The sequence below is a fragment of the Pseudomonas sp. LBUM1648 genome, from assembly GCF_059716145.1.
In genome coordinates, this window is sequence record NZ_CP166808.1 from 852701 (window position 1) to 868873 (window position 16173).

Genomic DNA, 16173 nt, shown 5'->3' on the forward strand with positions numbered 1-16173 from the left:
TGAGCAACAAGCCTGCGCAGTGTACGCCAATCGGCGAGCAAGGCCAACCCGAAGGTTGGCCTTGTGGTGGGTCAGTTACGTGTTGGATTGCGAATCTGCATTTTGGTGATCAGGGCAGAGGTGACCTCTACGCAATCTTTGTCATTGCCGGCCGCCTGCGACGCTTGGGCCTTCTCCTGTGCTTCCTTGACGTTGTTCATGGACGATTCAGGAATGGATGGCTGACTGGTCACGAAGTCTTTTATGGTTTGAAGATTCCCGGCACAAAGGTCTTTGTCTGCCGCAAACACCGGCGACGTCAGCAGGGCACCAGCGATGAACAATCCAGCAATTGCAGAAAGCTTCATGGGTATCTCCTTGAACGGTTGGGCTCGGTGCTGCCGGATGATCTGGCGGCGATGCCGAGTTCGTAACAGGCCGCGTTTCGTAGCGGACCTGTTCAATCGACCGCGACGGCACGCAGGAATTCGGTTTTTTTGTAGCGGGTATGAAAAAGTAGGATCACCCCTTCAAACCGATCAGGCCGACTCGAATGTTAGTCGGCTCTTGGGTTATTTGTTGGTGTTCCCCGTCGATTTCTGGATTTCCAGAAGGGTTTGCTGGGTTTCGGCAAGACATTCGTCGGTTTTGCCTTGGGCCCTGAGGGCCTGGGCTTTACTAACACTGGCCGAGACGCGTGCATTCAGATCGGGCGACGTCTGGTATTGCGTCTTGGCACTTTCGATTTGATTCAAATTGGCATCGCACAGGCTTTCTGGCTTGCCTGCGGCGAACGAAATGGAAGCTATCATCGAGGCAGTAACGAACAGACCTAACAGTACAGAACGCTTCATGAGTATCTCCTTGCACTGAGGAATCCAGACTTCGCTGACCGTCAAAGCGGGCCACCGAAAAGAGGACAAGCCCCGAGTGTTCGGGGGGCTTGTTCTGTGGACTGTCGTCTTGCTCAAGGGTTCTGTTTTTCTTCAGCAGGCCTTTGCCTGAGTCACCCGATCGACCAGGTAAACCAATCCGTGATAGTCGATCCCGCCATGCTGTGTCAGGCCGATTTCGCACGTCCGGCTGGTGGAAATTCCTTCGCTGCAATGCTGCACCGCGTCCTTGAGTGTGCGCAGCGAGTGGCTGTTCAGCTCTGGAGTGGTAAAGCCCTTGTCGCCTGCAAAACCACAGCAGTGAATGCCCTCCGGAATCACCACGTTTTTACTGCACTTGCGCGCCAGATCAATCAGCGCCTGGCTTTCGCCAAGGTGCTGAGTGCTGCAGGTGACGTGCACGGCAATCGGCGCTTCCTGTGGGGTGAAGTCCAATCGATCAAGAAGATGCGTACGGATGAAACGCACCGGGTCGTACAGGTCCAGGCGAACATCTCCCACATCCTGCACCAGTCGCAACGTGCACGGGCTGGTGTCGCAATAAATCGGATCAAGTCCGCCGCGACTCGCATGCAGCAGTGCGCTGATCAACTCCTGACGCTTGTGTTCGGCTTGTTCGGCATAGCCTTTGGAAGCGAAGGGTTGGCCGCAGCAAAGGTTGTCCTGATTGTCCGGGAAGATCACTTGATAACCAGCCTTTTCCAGCAATCCACGGGTTTTGTCGTACAGCGACATCTGCTCTTTATCACCCGCCGCCGGGCCCATGACCCGCGATACGCACGCGGCTAGGTAGACCACACGCGGGCGCTCATCCGACACGCTCGGGCTGAAGCGAATGGCTTTCTCCGGCTGCGGCATGGCATTCGTCCAAAGCGGTACCTGACCTTTGGACAGGCGAGTCAGTGTTGCCGAAAGTTTCGCCAGACGCGGCGCACCCAGCAACATCCGCGCACCGTTGGCCACGTGCAGGGTGAAGCGCGCCCCTTGCAGGGTCTTGGCGAAATTTCCTTCAATCCAGTCAGCGGTTTTCTGATGCGTCGCGTGTCGGCCACGGAGCTTTTTCACCAGGTCTCCGGTGTTGATGCCTACAGGACAACGTTGTGCGCACAACCCGGTCGCCGCGCAGGTCTCGATGCCTTGATACTCGTAGGCTTTTTCCAGTTCAGTGGTATCGACGCCTGAACGTTTTTTCGCCTGAATGTCGCGCCAGATCACGATGCGCTGGCGTGGGCTGAGGGTCAGGCCTTTCGACGGGCAGACCGGTTCGCAGAAACCGCACTCGATGCACTTATCGACAATCTCGTCGGCTGCCGGCAGCGGCTTCAGGTGCTTGAGGTGGATCTGCGGATCTTCACTCAGCACTACGTCCGGGTTAAGAATGCCGCTCGGGTCGAGCAGGCGTTTGAGTTGCCACATCAATTGATAGGCATCGCTGCCCCATTCCAGCTCCACGAACGGCGCCATGTTGCGCCCGGTGCCGTGTTCAGCCTTCAGCGAACCGCCGAATTCCACTGCCACCAGTTGCGCGACGTCGTCCATGAACGCTTGATAGCGTGCGACTTCTTCCGGGCTGTTGAAGCCTTGGGTGAAGACGAAATGAAGATTGCCTTCCAGGGCGTGCCCGAAAAGGATCGCTTCGTCGTAGGAATGTTTGTCGAACAGTTCGATCAAGCGGTTTACACCGATGGCCAGTTGCTCGATCGGGAAGGTCACGTCCTCAATGATCACCGTGGTCCCGGTTTTACGCACGGCACCGACGGCGGGGAAGGTGTCCTTGCGGATTGCCCAGAGTCGGGCGTTCTCGACCGGGTCTTCGGTGAAGTCGACCTGTTTTTCCACCGGGAAGCCGCTGAGCGACGTCATGATCTGCGCCAGTTGTTCCTGTAGCAACGTGGAAGACGCCGCGCGGGATTCGATCAGTAACGCACAGGCATTATTCGACAGCTGTTGTACGAAAGAGGGCATGCCCGGTTTGTCCTGCACCGAGCGAAGACTCCGCCGATCCAGCAACTCCACCGCCGACACCGGTTGGCTTTTCAGTACGGTGACGGCGTTGCAGCAGGTCTCCACATCCGGGAATACGATCAGCGCCGAAGCCTTGTTCGGATGATCGATCACCGTGTCGTAAGTCACTGCACTGATGAAGCCAAGGGTGCCTTCGGAACCCACCAGCAAGTGGCTCAAGATATCCACAGGGTCGTCGAAATCCACCAAGGCGTTGAGCGACAGGCCGGTGGTATTTTTCAGACGATACTTGTGGCGAATTCTTGCAGCCAGTTCGGCATTGGCGCGGGTCTCGCGGCCCAAAGTCGCCAAGCGTTCCAGCAGATCCGCATGGCTTGCGTGAAACGCCGCAACACTGGCGGCATCTTCCGTATCAAGGCGCGTGCCGTCTGCCAGTACCAGACGAATCCCGGCCAGCGTGTGATAAGTGTTTTGCGCGGTGCCGCAGCACATGCCGCTGGCGTTATTGGCGACGATTCCGCCGATTTTGCAGGCGTTGATCGACGCCGGATCCGGGCCGATCTTGCGCCCGAACGGAGCCAGCCACGCATTGGCTTGTGCGCCGATCACTCCCGGTTGCAGACGGATTTGCGTGCCTTCGCCGCGTATCTCGCGAGCGTTCCAGTTATCCCCAAGCACAATCAAAACGGAGTCGCTGATTGCCTGCCCGGACAGGCTGGTGCCTGCGGCGCGGAAGGTCACCGGGACACGGTCGCGCTGGGCCAGTTGCAGCAGCGCCACCACTTCGTCTTCAGACTCGACGCGGATCACCAGTTGCGGAATCAGTCGATAGAAACTGGCGTCGGTGCCGAAGGCCAATGTCGACAGCGGATCATCGAAGCGGCGATCTGCCGGAATCAGTTTTTGCACATCGCGCAGGAAATTCGCCGGTAACGTCATTGGTCCTCCAGAATCAGAACCACCAGGTCTTTCGGGCCGTGGGCGCCGTAGGCCAGCACTTGCTCGATGTCAGCGGTTTTCGACGGGCCCGACACCAGCAAGGCATTGGTCGGCATGCCTTGCGCCCATTCGAATTCCTGCTGCACCTGATAGAAATTGTCGCGGATTTCGCTGGCCTTGAGCAGGGCGAAATGCACTGGCGGCACCAGGCTCATCAGCCGTGGTTCTTCGCGGGTCGGCCAGAGAATCAGGCTGCCAGTGGCGGCAATGGCGCCGAGGGTGCCAGTGAGGCTGGCCGGCGTGTCGTTGAACAACTCGGCTTTCCATTCTTCCATCGGCCGGTCGTAGGATTTCAGTGCCGGCAGATCGGGATTGTTCGCCCAGTGTTGTGTGATGCGTCGCCCGTGGGGTGTTGTCGGTGCGATCAACAGACTCGGCAACTGGCGGTCGCGCAGCAATTGCGCGAGCAGCGCTGGCCACTCTTCGCCAGTGCTCAGGTGAATCTCGGTGTGTACCGATTCCATCAATTTGCGCAGTTGTGAAATGCGTTGTTCGGCGCTGTAGGTGTAAGGCTGGGTCACCAGTTCGATATCGAAGTTGTCGGCTATCGGCGTGGCGCCGATCAGGCTTTTACGTAGCTTGCCGAGGATATTTTGCTTGGCGCTCATCAGCGGTCTCCCTGTTTGGCCAGGTGCTCGCGGGCCATGTCATGCAGTGATCGGGCGGCGGGTTTCGGCGCACTGTGGTTCTGCGTCCAAGGGCCGACGTTGCTCGGAGTGAGGGCGCGCAGGCGCGTGGCGAAGAAGCCGAATAGCCGATACAGCGTTGGCGAGCTGTTGAGCTTGGCCCAGGCGTTCCAGATGAAGCGTTCCTTGCGCGAATACTTGCTGCCCTGGCCGCGCATCACTTGATGTGGGCTGTCCGGGGCTTTGACGTTCTCTTCGCGTAGGCGACGCAACAAAGCAGGGATAGGAATTTTTACCGGACACACTTCGCCGCAGGCGCCGCACAAGGAGGAGGCGCTCGGGTGATCCGGGACTTTCGCCAGACCGACCATGTGCGGGGTGATGATTTTGCCGATAGGCCCGGGGTAAACCTCGCCATAGGCGTGGCCACCGATTCGGGTGTAGACCGGGCAATGATTCATGCACGCGCCGCAGCGTATGCAGTTCAGGGTCTGACGCAATTCGCTGTCGGCGAAGGCCTGGGTGCGCCCGTTGTCGAGCAGGACCAGATGCACTTCTTGCGGGCCGTCGAGTTCATGATCCTTGCGTGGTCCGGAGATCATGTTGACGTAGGTGGTGATCGGGATACCCAGCGCCGAACGGGTCAGCAGCGACAGCAGCGGCACCACGTCGCGCAAGTTTTCCACGACTTTTTCGATACCGGTGACAGCGATGTGCACCGGCGGCACGGTGGTGGTCATGCGGCCGTTGCCTTCGTTTTCCACCAGCAGCAGGGTGCCGGTTTCGGCCACGGCGAAGTTGACGCCGGAGACGCCGATGTCCGCTTCGAAGAATTTCTGCCGCAGGACTCTGCGACCGATCTGAATGAGTTGGTCAACGTCCTTGGTATATTCCACGCCAAGTTTGTCGTGGAACAAGGACGCGACCTGACCGGCATTCTTGTGGATCGCCGGCATAATGATGTGTGAAGGCTTCTCGTGGTCGAGCTGGACGATGTATTCCCCCATGTCGGACTCCAGACATTCAATGTCTTGAGCCTCGAGGAAATGGTTCATCTCCATCTCTTCGCTGACCATCGATTTGCCCTTGATCACTTGCCGCGCCTCGTGAGCGCGGATGATCGATAAGACGATGCCATTGGCTTCGTCCACCGTTTCCGCCCAGTGCACTGTCACACCGTTGCGGGTCAGGTTCTGTTCCAGTTGCTCGAGCAGGTCGGGCAACTTGGAGAGCGCGCGGGCTTTGATCGAGTTGCCCAAAGCACGCAAATGTTCTCTTTCGTGGGCATCGCTGAAAGACGCTGCCCGTTTGGTCATCAGTGAATCCATCGCGGTACGGAAGTTATTCCGTAGCTGCGCATCACCCAAGGCGTTGTGCGCCCGGGTGCGGAAATCTTCTTCTACGGCGACCGTAGGAATAATCGTCGAGGTGCTCATTTCGCACCTCCGGTTCGCTGCCAAAGGAAACTGGCCAGATGTTGGCCGCGCAACGCTTCCTGCTGTTTCTCCAGCGAGCCGTTGATGTTCATCAAACAGCCACAGTCGGCACTCAGCACCTTGTGCGCGCCGGATTCCTTCAACGCGCGGGTCTTGTCAGCCACCATCGCGCCGGAAATGTCTGGCATACGGACGCTGAATGTCCCACCGAAGCCACAGCATTCGCTTTCGTGATCGTGATTGACCCGTTCCACGTTGCTCAACTGCGCCAACAACTCGCGGCCGTGCAGGTGGGTGTTCATCTCGCGACGTGCCGAACACGACGTGTGCAGCGCCACTTTCACCGGTTCGCCGCTGTCCTTGAGCTGCACCTTGCAGACAAACAGCAGGAACTCGGCCAATTCATAGGTCCGCGCCGCAAGGGCCTGAACCTGTTTCAAGGTTTGCGGCTCGTCCTTGAACAAGTCGGCGTAATGCTCGCGCAACATACCCGCGCAAGAACCCGATGGCACCACCACCGGATAATCCCCGGCAAACAGCGCCAGTTGCGAGCGCGCCACGGTCCGCGCCTGCTCGGTGTAACCCGAGGTGTAGGCCGGTTGTCCGCAACAACTCTGCCCTTGCGGGTATTCAACCCGAATGCCTTCGCGCTCCAGCAAGTGAATCGCGTCCATCCCGGCTTCGGGGTAGAACAGGTCAACCACGCACGTGCCGAACAGATAGACCCGCGACGGTTTCTCGCTGGGGTATTGCCGAGGTTCGGGCAGTGGCGGTGCAACGCGGGTCGCGTTCGGCACAGCGTTGTAATAAAGCTCGCTCATCAGGCGTGTCTCCGGGTGGGCCCGGTTATCCGTCTGTTGCGGCTGCTGAATATAAAGAGCGTTGCTTTCAGCAGCCTTACAGACCGGGTTGTGAATTGCTGACGCCGGAATCACGAACCGGCGTCGGTTATTTCCGTGTTGCCTGTAGGGTTAGTGCACCAGCATGCCGGTGAACCAGTAGGCTTGAGCCAAAGTGATCAGGCCGACAATCGTTGCAAAGAATAGGCTGTGCTTGAGTGTGAAGCGGAACAGATCCGATTCTTTGCCCACCAGACCGGTTGCGGCGCAGGCCACTGCGATCGATTGCGGCGAGATCATCTTGCCGGTCACGCCGCCGCTGGTGTTCGCGGCGACCAATAGAGTGTCGCTGACGCCAATCTGGTGTGCAGTGGTGGCTTGCAAGGAGCTGAACAGGGCGTTGGACGAGGTGTCGGAACCGGTCAGGAAGACGCCGAGCCAACCGAGGAACGGCGAAAAGAACGGGAATGCTGCGCCGGTTCCCGCCAACACCAGGGCCATGGTCGAAGACATGCCGGAATAGTTGGTGACGAAGGCGAACGCCAACACCATGCCAATCGACAAAATCGGCCAGCGCAGTTCGTAAAAGGTCTCTTTCAAAGTGGTAAGACCAGTTTTGAAATTGATCTTCAGGACCAGCATCGAGATCAGCGCAGAGAAGAAAATCGCGGTGCCCGTCGCGGAAATCGGATCAAGTTTGAATACCGCCGGGATCGCGGTTGGCGCGGCCACGATAGGTGCAGTCTTGATCACCAGTTGATCAAGGTGTGGGATCGCGAAGTTGAATACCCACGCATACATCGACCCGCCGGCTGCGAACATGGCTTTGAAAGGCTTCAGCGTCCAGATCGTCACCAGCACGGTGAGGATCAGGAACGGCGACCAGGCTTTGAAAATTTCCCCGAGGCTGTAAGGCGAAACCACGGTGGTGCGTTTCTGGCCGAAACCGCCGACGCAGGCTGTAATCGCAGCGCTGGATGTAGCGCCGGCGATTTGCGCGCCTGCGGTACGTTTCGGCTGCCAGACTTTGAGGAACAGAGTTAGGGAAATCAGGCTGGCCAGGGCCGAGGTGATGTCAGGCAGTTCGGGACCAATGAAGTTCGACGTGAAGTATTGAGTGATGGCAAAGCTCAGGCCCGCGACCAGTGCGGCCGGCCAGGTTTCACGCACGCCGCGCATGCCGTCCATCATGAACACCAGCCAGAACGGCACGAACAACGACAGCAGTGGCAGTTGGCGGCCAGTCATCGCGCCGATCTTGAAGGCGTCGATGCCAGTGACTTGTCCGGCAACGATGATCGGAATCCCCAGGGCGCCGAAGGCAACCGGCGCGGTGTTGGCGATCAGGCACAGACCTGCGGCATACAACGGGTTGAAACCGAGTCCGACAAGCAGGGCCGCGGTGATCGCCACCGGTGCACCGAAGCCGGCGGCACCTTCAAGGAACGCGCCGAAGCAGAAACCGATCAGCAATACCTGCAAGCGCTGGTCGTCGGTGATCGACAGTACCGAGCTGCGAATAACTTCGAACTGACCACTTTTGACCGTCAGTTTGTAGAGGAATACCGCCGCGACAATGATCCAGGCAATCGGCCAAAGGCCGTAGGCGAAGCCATATCCAGCGGCGGCGAAGGCCATATCGACCGGCATCTGGAACGCGAAGATCGCCACGGCAATCGACAAGGCCAGCGTGATGCTGCCGGCCACATGGCCCTTGAGACGAAACACCGCCAAGGCGAGGAAGAAGAAAACGATGGGGATGACGGCCGCGAGTGCGGAAACGCCGAGACTGCCGAGCGGGCTGTAGAGCTGTTGCCAGGTTTGCATATGGGGTGGCCCCTAATTGTTGTTGGTCAGGCACTGTCAGCGTATTTGGATAATTGGTAATACCAATTTACAATCGCTGTTGGCTAGGGTAAAAGCCTTGATGTCGGTGTGTCAATTTGTCGCCCTGAAACTTTTGTCGAATAAGCGGAGCAGATTGCATCTGATCCGGTTTGAGCGGGTGTCGTCTGGTAGGTGTGGCCAAGGCGCGGATAGGCCAGAATAGAGGCCCCGGCAAGCGATCGGGATCGTGGAGAAATGAGTTATGGGGTTTGATCAGATACGTCAGCGCCGTTTGTCTGACGATATTGTCGAGCGACTCGAGGGGATGATCCTTGAGGGCACGCTGAAGTCCGGTGAGCGGCTTCCGGCGGAACGCGCACTGGCCGAGCAATTTGGCGTATCACGTCCGTCATTGCGCGAAGCGATTCAGAAACTGGCGGCCAAAGGTCTGCTGGTCAGCCGTCAGGGTGGCGGCAATTATGTGGTGGAAAGTCTGGGTTCGACGTTCAGCGATCCACTGCTGCAATTGCTCGAAAGCAATCCCGAGGCACAGCGTGACTTGCTGGAATTTCGCCACACTCTGGAAGCATCGTGCGCCTATTACGCCGCATTACGCGCCACCGACGTGGATCGCGAGCGGCTGACTGCGGCGTTTGAAGAGTTACAGGACTGCTATTCGCGTCACGACGAAGTGAGCCGGACGGAGGAGGGTGCGGCGGATGCGAAATTTCACTTGGCGATTGCCGAGGCCAGTCATAACGCGGTGTTGCTGCACACCATTCGTGGGTTGTTTGATCTGCTCAAACGCAACGTCGTGACCAACATCGGCGGGATGTACAAGCAGCGTACGGAAACCCGCGACATGCTGATCACTCAGCATCGGGAATTGTATCTGGCGATTATCGAAGGGCGTGCAGAGCAGGCGCGTGAAGTTTCCAGTCGACACATTTTGTATGTGCAGGAAGTGCTGGAAGAGGTGCGGCAGGAGGTTCAGCGCATGGCTCGGGCGGAGCGGCGCAAGGGGATGTAGCTTTTTAAAAGCAAAAGATCGCAGCCCGCGTTAGCTCTCTGTAGGAGCTGCCGAAGGCTGCGATCTTTTGCTGGCGTCACACAACTCAAGCAGAAAGATCAGTCTTCCTTGCCTTTGTTGCGCACCGCACGCTGCAGCTCACGACCCGCATCACGCTCGCGCTCGGTGTCACGCTTGTCGTATTCCTTCTTGCCCTTGCCCAGAGCGATCTCGCACTTGACCATGTGCTTGCTCCAGTACCAGGACAGGCATACGCAGGCGTAACCCTTTTGCTGCACAGCGGCGGCAAGCTTTTCCAGTTCGCGGCGGTTGAGCAGCAATTTGCGTGTGCGCACCGGGTCGGCGATGACGTGGGTGCTGGCGGTCATCAGAGGCGTGATGTGACTGCCGAGCAGCCACGCTTCGCCATCCTTGAGCAGCACGTAACTGTCGACCAGTTGCAGCTTGCTTGCCCGCAGACTTTTTACTTCCCAGCCGGCCAGGACCAGACCAGCCTCGAACTTATGCTCGATGAAGTAATCGTGTCGCGCCTTTTTGTTCTGCGCGATGGTCCCTGTTGGGTGTTTCTTCTGTTTAGCCATAGGGGCGGCATTATATGGAGATAAACGGCCGTCGGCTACGGTGATGCTGCGTGCTTGAGCAGGTTGAGTGAATCCCGGACAATGCGGCCTCTTTTTCTAACGCTTGGGCGTGATAAACGATGTCGACAGACAAGGTTTCTGTCCACGGCAGTTGGGCTAGCCGCTGGGTATTCATACTCGCCGCGACCGGTTCGGCCGTGGGACTGGGTAGTATCTGGAAGTTCCCCTACATGGTCGGGGTCTACGGCGGCGGTGCGTTTGTACTGATGTTTCTGGCGTGCATCGCACTGATCGGCATTCCGGTAATGCTGGCTGAAACCCTGATCGGCCGGCGTGCGCGGCAGAGTCCGGCGAATGCCTTGAAGGTGCTGGCACTGGAAGCCGGGCACTCGGCGAAATGGTCGTGGGGCGCCTTTGCCGGGATGATTACGGCGCTGCTGATCCTGTCTTTCTATAGTGTGGTGGGCGGCTGGTCGCTGGACTACATCGTCGATATGGGCCGCGGGGACTTTCAGGGGGTGACCCCGGATCAGGTTGGTGCGTATTTCGGCAATGTCATCGCCGACCCATGGCGCCTGACACTTTGGCACACGATTTTCATGCTGCTATCGGCCGTGGTGATTGCCAAAGGCGTGGTTGCGGGGCTTGAACGCAGTCTGCGGATCATGATGCCGCTGCTATTTGTGATGATCCTGGTGTTGCTGGGCTACAGCATGACAACCGGCCACTTCATGGAAGGCGTGCATTTCATGTTCGACTTCCACCCCGAAAAAGTCCTCGGCGGACTGCTGCCAGCCATGGGCCACGCGTTCTTTTCCCTGAGCGTGGGTGTCGGCTCGATCATGATCTACGGGGCTTATATGCCCAAGGATGCATCGTTATCCGGTACGGTCGTCGGTGTCGCGCTGCTCGATACTTTCGTTTCGCTGGTGGCTGGTCTGGCCTTGTTTCCGATTGTGTTCGCCGCCGGCCTGAACCCGAGCGAAGGCCCTGGCCTGATGTTCGTCAGCTTGCCATTTGCCTTTGGTAACGTAGCGTTTGGTCAGTTGATGGGCGTGGTGTTCTTCGTGCTGGTCGCGGTTGCGGCCTGGAGTTCGGCCATTTCTCTGCTTGAGCCGATGGTGGCTTATCTGGTCGAACGCACCAAAGTCAGCCGCGCCTGGGTGACTTTCTGGCTGGCATTCGTTTGCTGGTTCGTAGGTTTGGGCACTGTTTTCTCCTTCAATATCTGGAAGGAAGCCAAATTTTTCGTGAACGAAGGCGGGATGTTCCATCTCTACCAATGGGGTGCGGCAAGCGGTCTGGACTTCTTCGGTGTGATCGACTTCTTCACCTCGCGGATCATGTTGCCGCTCGGCGGACTGTGCTTCGTGCTATTCGCCGGATGGGTGATGGGGCGTGAAGCGGTGCGTGACGAGTTGTCGATCCGTAACCCGGTACTGTTTGGTCTGTCCTTGTTATTGATGCGCTACGTGGCGCCTATCGGCATAGTTGTAGTGTTTGCCGCTCAGCTCTGGAAGTAACGCTTACATGACGACACATATTCAACGATCAGCATTGCTGCCTTACCCGGCCCAGTTCCTTTATGACCTGGTCAACGACGTGGCGCGTTACCCTGAGTTCTTGCCGTGGTGCTCGTCCGCCGAAGTGCTGGAAAGCTCGCCGGAGCATATGCGCGCCAGTGTCGGCGTGGCCAAGGGCGGTCTGAGTCAGCATTTCGTGACGCGCAACACGTTGGTGCCGGGGCAGTCGATCGAGATGAACCTCGAAGAAGGCCCGTTCAATCAGTTACATGGCGTCTGGGTGTTCAAGGTGTTGAACGAGAAGGCCTGCAAGATCAGTCTGGATCTTTCGTTCGACTACGCGGGCCCTTTGGTGCGTGCCACTCTGGGGCCGCTGTTCAATCAGGCGGCGAATACGCTGGTGGATGCGTTCTGTCAGCGCGCCAAGCAGATGCATGGTTGAGTCAGTGATCGAGATAGAGGTCGTGTATGCGGCCGTTGATCGTCAGGTCTTGCGTGCGGTGAGTGTCCCCGAAGGGAATACTGTGCGTGAGGCCTTGATCAAGTCCGGGATTGGTGACGAGTTCCCTGAGCTTGATCTGACTGAATGCCCGTTGGGAATCTTCGGCAAAGTGATTGCCGATCCGCAGGTTCGCCTGATTCGGGCAGGGGATCGCATTGAAATTTATCGTCCTTTGCTCGCTGATCCGAAAGAAGTGCGGCGCCTGCGTGCGGCCAAGGCTGCCGAGGCGAAAGCTAGAAATCAGTAGGTCGGCTAAACGACAGGCAATAAAAAACCCGGAATTCCGGGTTTTTTATTGCGTCGCAAATTATTGCGGCGAGGTGTCCAGCGGCTCTGGTGTCGGAACCGGAACGGTTTCTACACCATCGACGTCCTTCTGGATCTGATCCAGCAAGGAACCTGGCTTTACCGGTTTTTCCGGTGTTGGCTTCTCGGCGTTTTCAGCAGGAGCGGTCACGGTCGTGCCACTGTCCTTGCCGAGAATGGCTTCGTCACGGCTGACGCCCGGCATAAAGTCACCGGACAGGCTGACAAGCTGGTCGTTTGAGTTGAAAATAACGCTGACGCGTTCCTGTTGGCGTTCACCGCCACCCGGTTGCAGGCTGTACAGATAATCCCAGCGATCGGCATGGAACGTATCGGCAAGCAGGGGATTGCCCATGATAAACCGTACTTGCGGCCGGGTCATTCCCGGGCGTAACTGGTCTATCATGTCCTGCGTGACGACATTGCCCTGCTGGATGTCGATTTTGTAAACCCCGGGGAATGAACAACCGGCGAGTGCGAGCAGTCCCACAAAGGTGAAACTGGTTAGCAAGAGCTTGGTGTTTTGCATCGGTGGGCGACTTCCACTATCTTGGCTGGGACAACGTAAACGCCGATCATACCCGCATTAAGAGAAGCTGCGAAGCAGCATCGCGAGAAAGCTGACCATGGTTGAAAATAGCGAACTACGCAAAGCCGGCCTCAAAGTGACCCTGCCACGGGTCAAGATCCTGCAAATGCTCGACTCTACCGAGCAGCGTCACATGAGTGCCGAGGACGTCTACAAGGCGTTGATGGAAGCTGGCGAGGACGTCGGTCTGGCCACGGTTTACCGTGTTCTGACCCAGTTCGAAGCGGCTGGCCTCGTGGTCCGTCACAACTTCGACGGTGGCCACGCGGTTTTCGAATTGGCCGACGGTGGACACCACGACCATATGGTCAACGTGGAAACCGGTGAGGTTGTCGAATTCGTCAGCGTTGAAATCGAAAAGCTTCAGAAGGCAATTGCCGACGAGCACGGTGTCGAGTTGGTGGATCACAACCTGGTGCTGTACGTACGCAAGAAAAAGTAAGCATGTCGCGCGAATTTCAGGTTCGCGAAACGAGCGAAGGCGACCCGTGGGTCGCCTTCGTGCTTTCTGCTGTGTGTGAAATTTAAGCTTTTGCGGTAACGACCATCTTTTTGGCGTGAGCCAAGGATTCTTTGGTCAGATCGATTCCGCCTAGCATCCGCGCCACTTCTTCTATACGGTCGTTCTTGCTCAGCTTGGAGACGGCTGTATGCGTCGCCTGTTCGCCGCGTACCTTGTGCACGAACAGATGCTGATGCCCCTGCGCCGCCACTTGCGGCAAGTGCGTCACGGTCAGCACCTGTCCGCGTTCACCGAGTCGGCGCAACAACTGGCCGACAATCTCAGCGGTAGGGCCGCCAATGCCCACGTCGACTTCGTCGAACACCAGTGTCGGAATGCGCGAGGTCTGTGCAGTGATGACCTGAATCGCCAGGCTGATCCGCGACAGCTCGCCACCGGACGCCACTTTCGCCAGTGCCTTGAGTGGCTGGCCAGGGTTGGCGCTGACCAGCAGTTCGACCTGTTCGAGTCCGTTGGGCAGCAGTTCATCGCTGCTATTGGCGCGTAGTTCGATAGTGAAGCGACCGCCGGGCATGCCCAAACGTTGAATCTCTTGTTCCACCGCGCTGGCAAGGCTGCCGGCAGCCTGGTGGCGCAAATCACTCAGTTCTCGCGCTTTTTCCTGATAGTGACGGGCATAGGAGGCCAGTTCTTCGCCCAGTCGCTCAATGGACTCGTCATTGGCATTAAGGCTTTCGATTTCATCCAGCAGTTTCTGCTGCATCTCTCCGACTTCGGTCGGCTGGATCCGGTGTTTGCGTGCCAGCGTGTAAATAGCGTCGAGGCGCTCTTCCAGATATTGCAGGCGTGCCGGATCGGCATCGAAGTTGTCGAGGAAACGATTGAGTTCACCGACCGCTTCCTCAACCTGTATTTGTGCGCTGGTCAGCAAGCTGCTGGCTTCGCCAAGAGCACCAACGGAATTGTTCACGCTCGAGAGGCGATTGAGGCTGGCGGTCAGCGCGTTCAGTACATTGCCGGAGTCACTTTCGCTGCACTGCTCGACGACTTGCCGGCAAATGCCAAGCAAGGTTTCAGCGTTGGTCAGGTTTTTGTGTTCCTGCTCCAGCTGTTCGAGTTCGTTATCACCGAGGCCGAGGTTTTCCAGTTCTTCGAGCTGGTAGCTGAGCAGTTGATGGCGGGCGCGTTGTTCATCGCCGGAGTTGGAGAGTCGCTCCAGCTCCTGGCGAGTCTGCCGCCAGCGCTGGGCAGCCAGTTGCACCTGGCGAGCCAGGTCGGTAGCGCCAGCGTATTCGTCGAGCAGGCGACGGTGGGTATCGGTTTTCAGGAGGGACTGGTGCTCATGCTGGCTATGGATGTCGATCATCAGTTCGCCGAGTGCCTTGAGATCGCCAAGCGGGCAGGGCGTGCCGTTGATATAGCCGCGAGAACGTCCTTCAGACGTGATGACCCGACGCAGGATGCACGGGCCGTCGATGTCCAGATCGCGCTCGGCCAGCCAGGCGCTGGCCTCGGGGATGTCGGCAAGATCGAAGGTCGCGAGGATATCGGCCTTGTCGGCGCCCGGGCGAACCACGCCACTGTCGGCGCGATCGCCAAGGGTCAGGCCCAGGGCGTCGAGCATGATCGACTTGCCGGCGCCGGTTTCCCCGGTGATCACGCTCATCCCGCGATCAAGTTCGAGATCGAGATGTTCAACGATGGCGTAGTTATGTACGGACAGGTGCACCAGCATAAAGGCCGCTCCCAGGCTTTAGGTCTGGTTATTTATACAGTGTTTTGTTTCGGGCTGACAATGCCCTCCCTTAGCTCGATTTGCTTGAACGCAATTTCTGCTTAGTGCATCGAGGAATGAGAATGCGGCACTTTTTTGTAGGGTTAATCGTTGAAGGCCCTTGAAGCCTGATTTTGCGGCCCCATATATCGGGGCAGAAGCGCGAGTCGAACTCGCGGACGATATTGAAAGGAGAATTCTATGGCTGACGAACAGACAGTAGATAAGCAAAACCCAGAAGCCAATCAGGCGCCCGAGGGTTCGGGTGACGACCTGGCGACCCGTGTACAAGTGCTCGAAGAGCAATTGGCCGCCGCGCAGGATCAGTCTCTGCGTGTCGCTGCCGATCTGCAGAACGTCCGTCGTCGTGCCGAGCAGGACGTGGAAAAGGCGCACAAGTTTGCGCTGGAAAAGTTCGCCGGCGACCTGCTGCCGATCGTCGACAGCCTGGAGCGCGGCCTCGAGCTGTCGAACCCGGACGACGAAAGCATCCGTCCGATGCGTGAAGGCATCGAGCTGACCCTGAAAATGTTCCACGACACCCTCAAGCGTTATCAGCTTGAAGCGATCGATCCGCATGGCGAACCATTCAACGCCGTTCAGCATCAGGCGATGGCCATGCAGGAAAGTGCCGACGTCGAGCCGAACAGTGTCCTGAAGGTGTTCCAAAAGGGCTACCAACTTAACGGTCGCCTGTTGCGTCCGGCCATGGTTGTGGTCAGCAAGGCGCCGGCGCCAATTTCGCCTTCGATTGACGAGAAGGCTTGAAATTAGTCGCAAGGCCCCCATTTAGAAGTCAAGCGTTTAAGTGCTACCGCAGTTAGCCACCACTGCTGCGGCA

At 58.0% G+C, this 16173-nt stretch carries 16 protein-coding genes; 6 read left to right on the plus strand and 10 right to left on the minus strand.

Features of this window, described 5'->3' with window-relative positions:
* Positions 1-71: 71 nt before the first annotated feature.
* From ACA043_RS03695 to ACA043_RS03725, 7 genes are all read right to left on the minus strand, one after another.
* On the minus strand, positions 72-347 hold the full coding sequence (locus ACA043_RS03695) for a PA2433 domain-containing protein (RefSeq protein WP_489879272.1): 276 nt from the start codon (positions 345-347) through the stop codon (positions 72-74).
* Positions 348-551: 204 nt separating this feature from the next.
* On the minus strand, positions 552-833 hold the full coding sequence (locus tag ACA043_RS03700; RefSeq protein WP_497616382.1) for a PA2433 domain-containing protein: 282 nt from the start codon (positions 831-833) through the stop codon (positions 552-554).
* Between the two features lie 132 nt (positions 834-965).
* On the minus strand, positions 966-3776 hold the full coding sequence (locus ACA043_RS03705; RefSeq protein ID WP_497658643.1) for an FAD-binding and (Fe-S)-binding domain-containing protein: 2811 nt from the start codon (positions 3774-3776) through the stop codon (positions 966-968).
* Complete coding sequence (locus tag ACA043_RS03710; protein ID WP_489879269.1) at positions 3773-4444, minus strand: LutC/YkgG family protein; 672 nt, start codon at positions 4442-4444, stop codon at positions 3773-3775. The genes ACA043_RS03705 and ACA043_RS03710 overlap by 4 nt, the downstream gene beginning before the upstream one ends.
* The gene (locus tag ACA043_RS03715; RefSeq protein WP_489879268.1) at positions 4444-5898 is read right to left on the minus strand and encodes a LutB/LldF family L-lactate oxidation iron-sulfur protein; all 1455 of its coding nucleotides are present in this window, start codon (positions 5896-5898) and stop codon (positions 4444-4446) included. Before ACA043_RS03715 ends, ACA043_RS03710 begins: the two co-directional genes overlap by 1 nt.
* Positions 5895-6719: a (Fe-S)-binding protein gene (locus tag ACA043_RS03720; protein ID WP_401272165.1), complete on the minus strand. Its 825-nt coding sequence runs from the start codon at positions 6717-6719 to the stop codon at positions 5895-5897. Before ACA043_RS03720 ends, ACA043_RS03715 begins: the two co-directional genes overlap by 4 nt.
* A 150-nt stretch (positions 6720-6869) precedes the next feature.
* Positions 6870-8564 (minus strand): lactate permease LctP family transporter, encoded by a 1695-nt coding sequence (locus tag ACA043_RS03725; protein ID WP_401272164.1) that lies wholly within the window; start codon positions 8562-8564, stop codon positions 6870-6872.
* Positions 8565-8826: 262 nt separating this feature from the next.
* On the opposite strand from ACA043_RS03725, the gene ACA043_RS03730 reads away from it, so the two are divergent.
* Positions 8827-9594 carry an FCD domain-containing protein gene (locus ACA043_RS03730; protein WP_187676701.1) on the plus strand — a complete coding sequence of 256 codons (768 nt, stop codon included), beginning with the start codon at positions 8827-8829 and terminating at the stop codon, positions 9592-9594.
* A gap of 98 nt (positions 9595-9692) precedes the next feature.
* On the opposite strand, the gene smpB is transcribed toward ACA043_RS03730, so the two are convergent.
* The gene (gene smpB, locus ACA043_RS03735) at positions 9693-10175 is read right to left on the minus strand and encodes an SsrA-binding protein SmpB (protein ID WP_007915208.1); all 483 of its coding nucleotides are present in this window, start codon (positions 10173-10175) and stop codon (positions 9693-9695) included.
* A gap of 119 nt (positions 10176-10294) precedes the next feature.
* Between smpB and ACA043_RS03740 the strand changes: the two genes are divergently transcribed.
* Genes ACA043_RS03740 through ACA043_RS03750 form a run of 3 tightly spaced genes read left to right on the plus strand, consistent with a single transcriptional unit; the run spans position 10295 to position 12447 of the window.
* Positions 10295-11698: a sodium-dependent transporter gene (locus ACA043_RS03740; protein WP_497658644.1), complete on the plus strand. Its 1404-nt coding sequence runs from the start codon at positions 10295-10297 to the stop codon at positions 11696-11698.
* Positions 11699-11705: 7 nt separating this feature from the next.
* The gene (locus ACA043_RS03745; RefSeq protein ID WP_016986510.1) at positions 11706-12140 is read left to right on the plus strand and encodes a type II toxin-antitoxin system RatA family toxin; all 435 of its coding nucleotides are present in this window, start codon (positions 11706-11708) and stop codon (positions 12138-12140) included.
* On the plus strand, positions 12133-12447 hold the full coding sequence (locus tag ACA043_RS03750) for an RnfH family protein (protein ID WP_187676703.1): 315 nt from the start codon (positions 12133-12135) through the stop codon (positions 12445-12447). Before ACA043_RS03745 ends, ACA043_RS03750 begins: the two co-directional genes overlap by 8 nt.
* A 60-nt stretch (positions 12448-12507) precedes the next feature.
* Here ACA043_RS03750 and ACA043_RS03755 read toward each other — a convergent pair whose 3' ends face one another.
* Positions 12508-13035: an outer membrane protein assembly factor BamE gene (locus ACA043_RS03755; RefSeq protein ID WP_187676704.1), complete on the minus strand. Its 528-nt coding sequence runs from the start codon at positions 13033-13035 to the stop codon at positions 12508-12510.
* 97 nt (positions 13036-13132) lie between these two features.
* Here ACA043_RS03755 and fur point away from each other — a divergent pair, with 97 nt between their 5' ends.
* Positions 13133-13537: a ferric iron uptake transcriptional regulator gene (gene fur / locus ACA043_RS03760; protein ID WP_187676705.1), complete on the plus strand. Its 405-nt coding sequence runs from the start codon at positions 13133-13135 to the stop codon at positions 13535-13537.
* Positions 13538-13619: 82 nt separating this feature from the next.
* Here fur and recN read toward each other — a convergent pair whose 3' ends face one another.
* Entirely contained in the window at positions 13620-15293 is a 1674-nt protein-coding gene (gene recN / locus ACA043_RS03765; protein ID WP_187676706.1) for a DNA repair protein RecN, read from the minus strand.
* 240 nt (positions 15294-15533) lie between these two features.
* Between recN and grpE the strand changes: the two genes are divergently transcribed.
* Complete coding sequence (gene grpE, locus ACA043_RS03770) at positions 15534-16100, plus strand: nucleotide exchange factor GrpE (protein WP_103303213.1); 567 nt, start codon at positions 15534-15536, stop codon at positions 16098-16100.
* Positions 16101-16173 lie beyond the last annotated feature (73 nt).

Bases quoted from the DNA above. Each gene is read 5' to 3' on its own strand.
- ACA043_RS03745 (WP_016986510.1), top strand. From the start codon at position 11,706: ATGACGACACATATTCAACGATCAGCATTGCTGCCTTACCCGGCCCAG.
- ACA043_RS03705 (WP_497658643.1), bottom strand. From the start codon at position 3,776: ATGACGTTACCGGCGAATTTCCTGCGCGATGTGCAAAAACTGATTCCG.
- ACA043_RS03720 (WP_401272165.1), bottom strand. From the start codon at position 6,719: ATGAGCGAGCTTTATTACAACGCTGTGCCGAACGCGACCCGCGTTGCA.
- ACA043_RS03730 (WP_187676701.1), top strand. From the start codon at position 8,827: ATGGGGTTTGATCAGATACGTCAGCGCCGTTTGTCTGACGATATTGTC.
- ACA043_RS03750 (WP_187676703.1), top strand. From the start codon at position 12,133: ATGGTTGAGTCAGTGATCGAGATAGAGGTCGTGTATGCGGCCGTTGAT.
- ACA043_RS03715 (WP_489879268.1), bottom strand. From the start codon at position 5,898: ATGAGCACCTCGACGATTATTCCTACGGTCGCCGTAGAAGAAGATTTC.
- smpB (WP_007915208.1), bottom strand. From the start codon at position 10,175: ATGGCTAAACAGAAGAAACACCCAACAGGGACCATCGCGCAGAACAAA.
- ACA043_RS03700 (WP_497616382.1), bottom strand. From the start codon at position 833: ATGAAGCGTTCTGTACTGTTAGGTCTGTTCGTTACTGCCTCGATGATA.
- ACA043_RS03725 (WP_401272164.1), bottom strand. From the start codon at position 8,564: ATGCAAACCTGGCAACAGCTCTACAGCCCGCTCGGCAGTCTCGGCGTT.
- ACA043_RS03710 (WP_489879269.1), bottom strand. From the start codon at position 4,444: ATGAGCGCCAAGCAAAATATCCTCGGCAAGCTACGTAAAAGCCTGATC.
- ACA043_RS03695 (WP_489879272.1), bottom strand. From the start codon at position 347: ATGAAGCTTTCTGCAATTGCTGGATTGTTCATCGCTGGTGCCCTGCTG.
- fur (WP_187676705.1), top strand. From the start codon at position 13,133: ATGGTTGAAAATAGCGAACTACGCAAAGCCGGCCTCAAAGTGACCCTG.
- recN (WP_187676706.1), bottom strand. From the start codon at position 15,293: ATGCTGGTGCACCTGTCCGTACATAACTACGCCATCGTTGAACATCTC.
- ACA043_RS03755 (WP_187676704.1), bottom strand. From the start codon at position 13,035: ATGCAAAACACCAAGCTCTTGCTAACCAGTTTCACCTTTGTGGGACTG.
- ACA043_RS03740 (WP_497658644.1), top strand. From the start codon at position 10,295: ATGTCGACAGACAAGGTTTCTGTCCACGGCAGTTGGGCTAGCCGCTGG.
- grpE (WP_103303213.1), top strand. From the start codon at position 15,534: ATGGCTGACGAACAGACAGTAGATAAGCAAAACCCAGAAGCCAATCAG.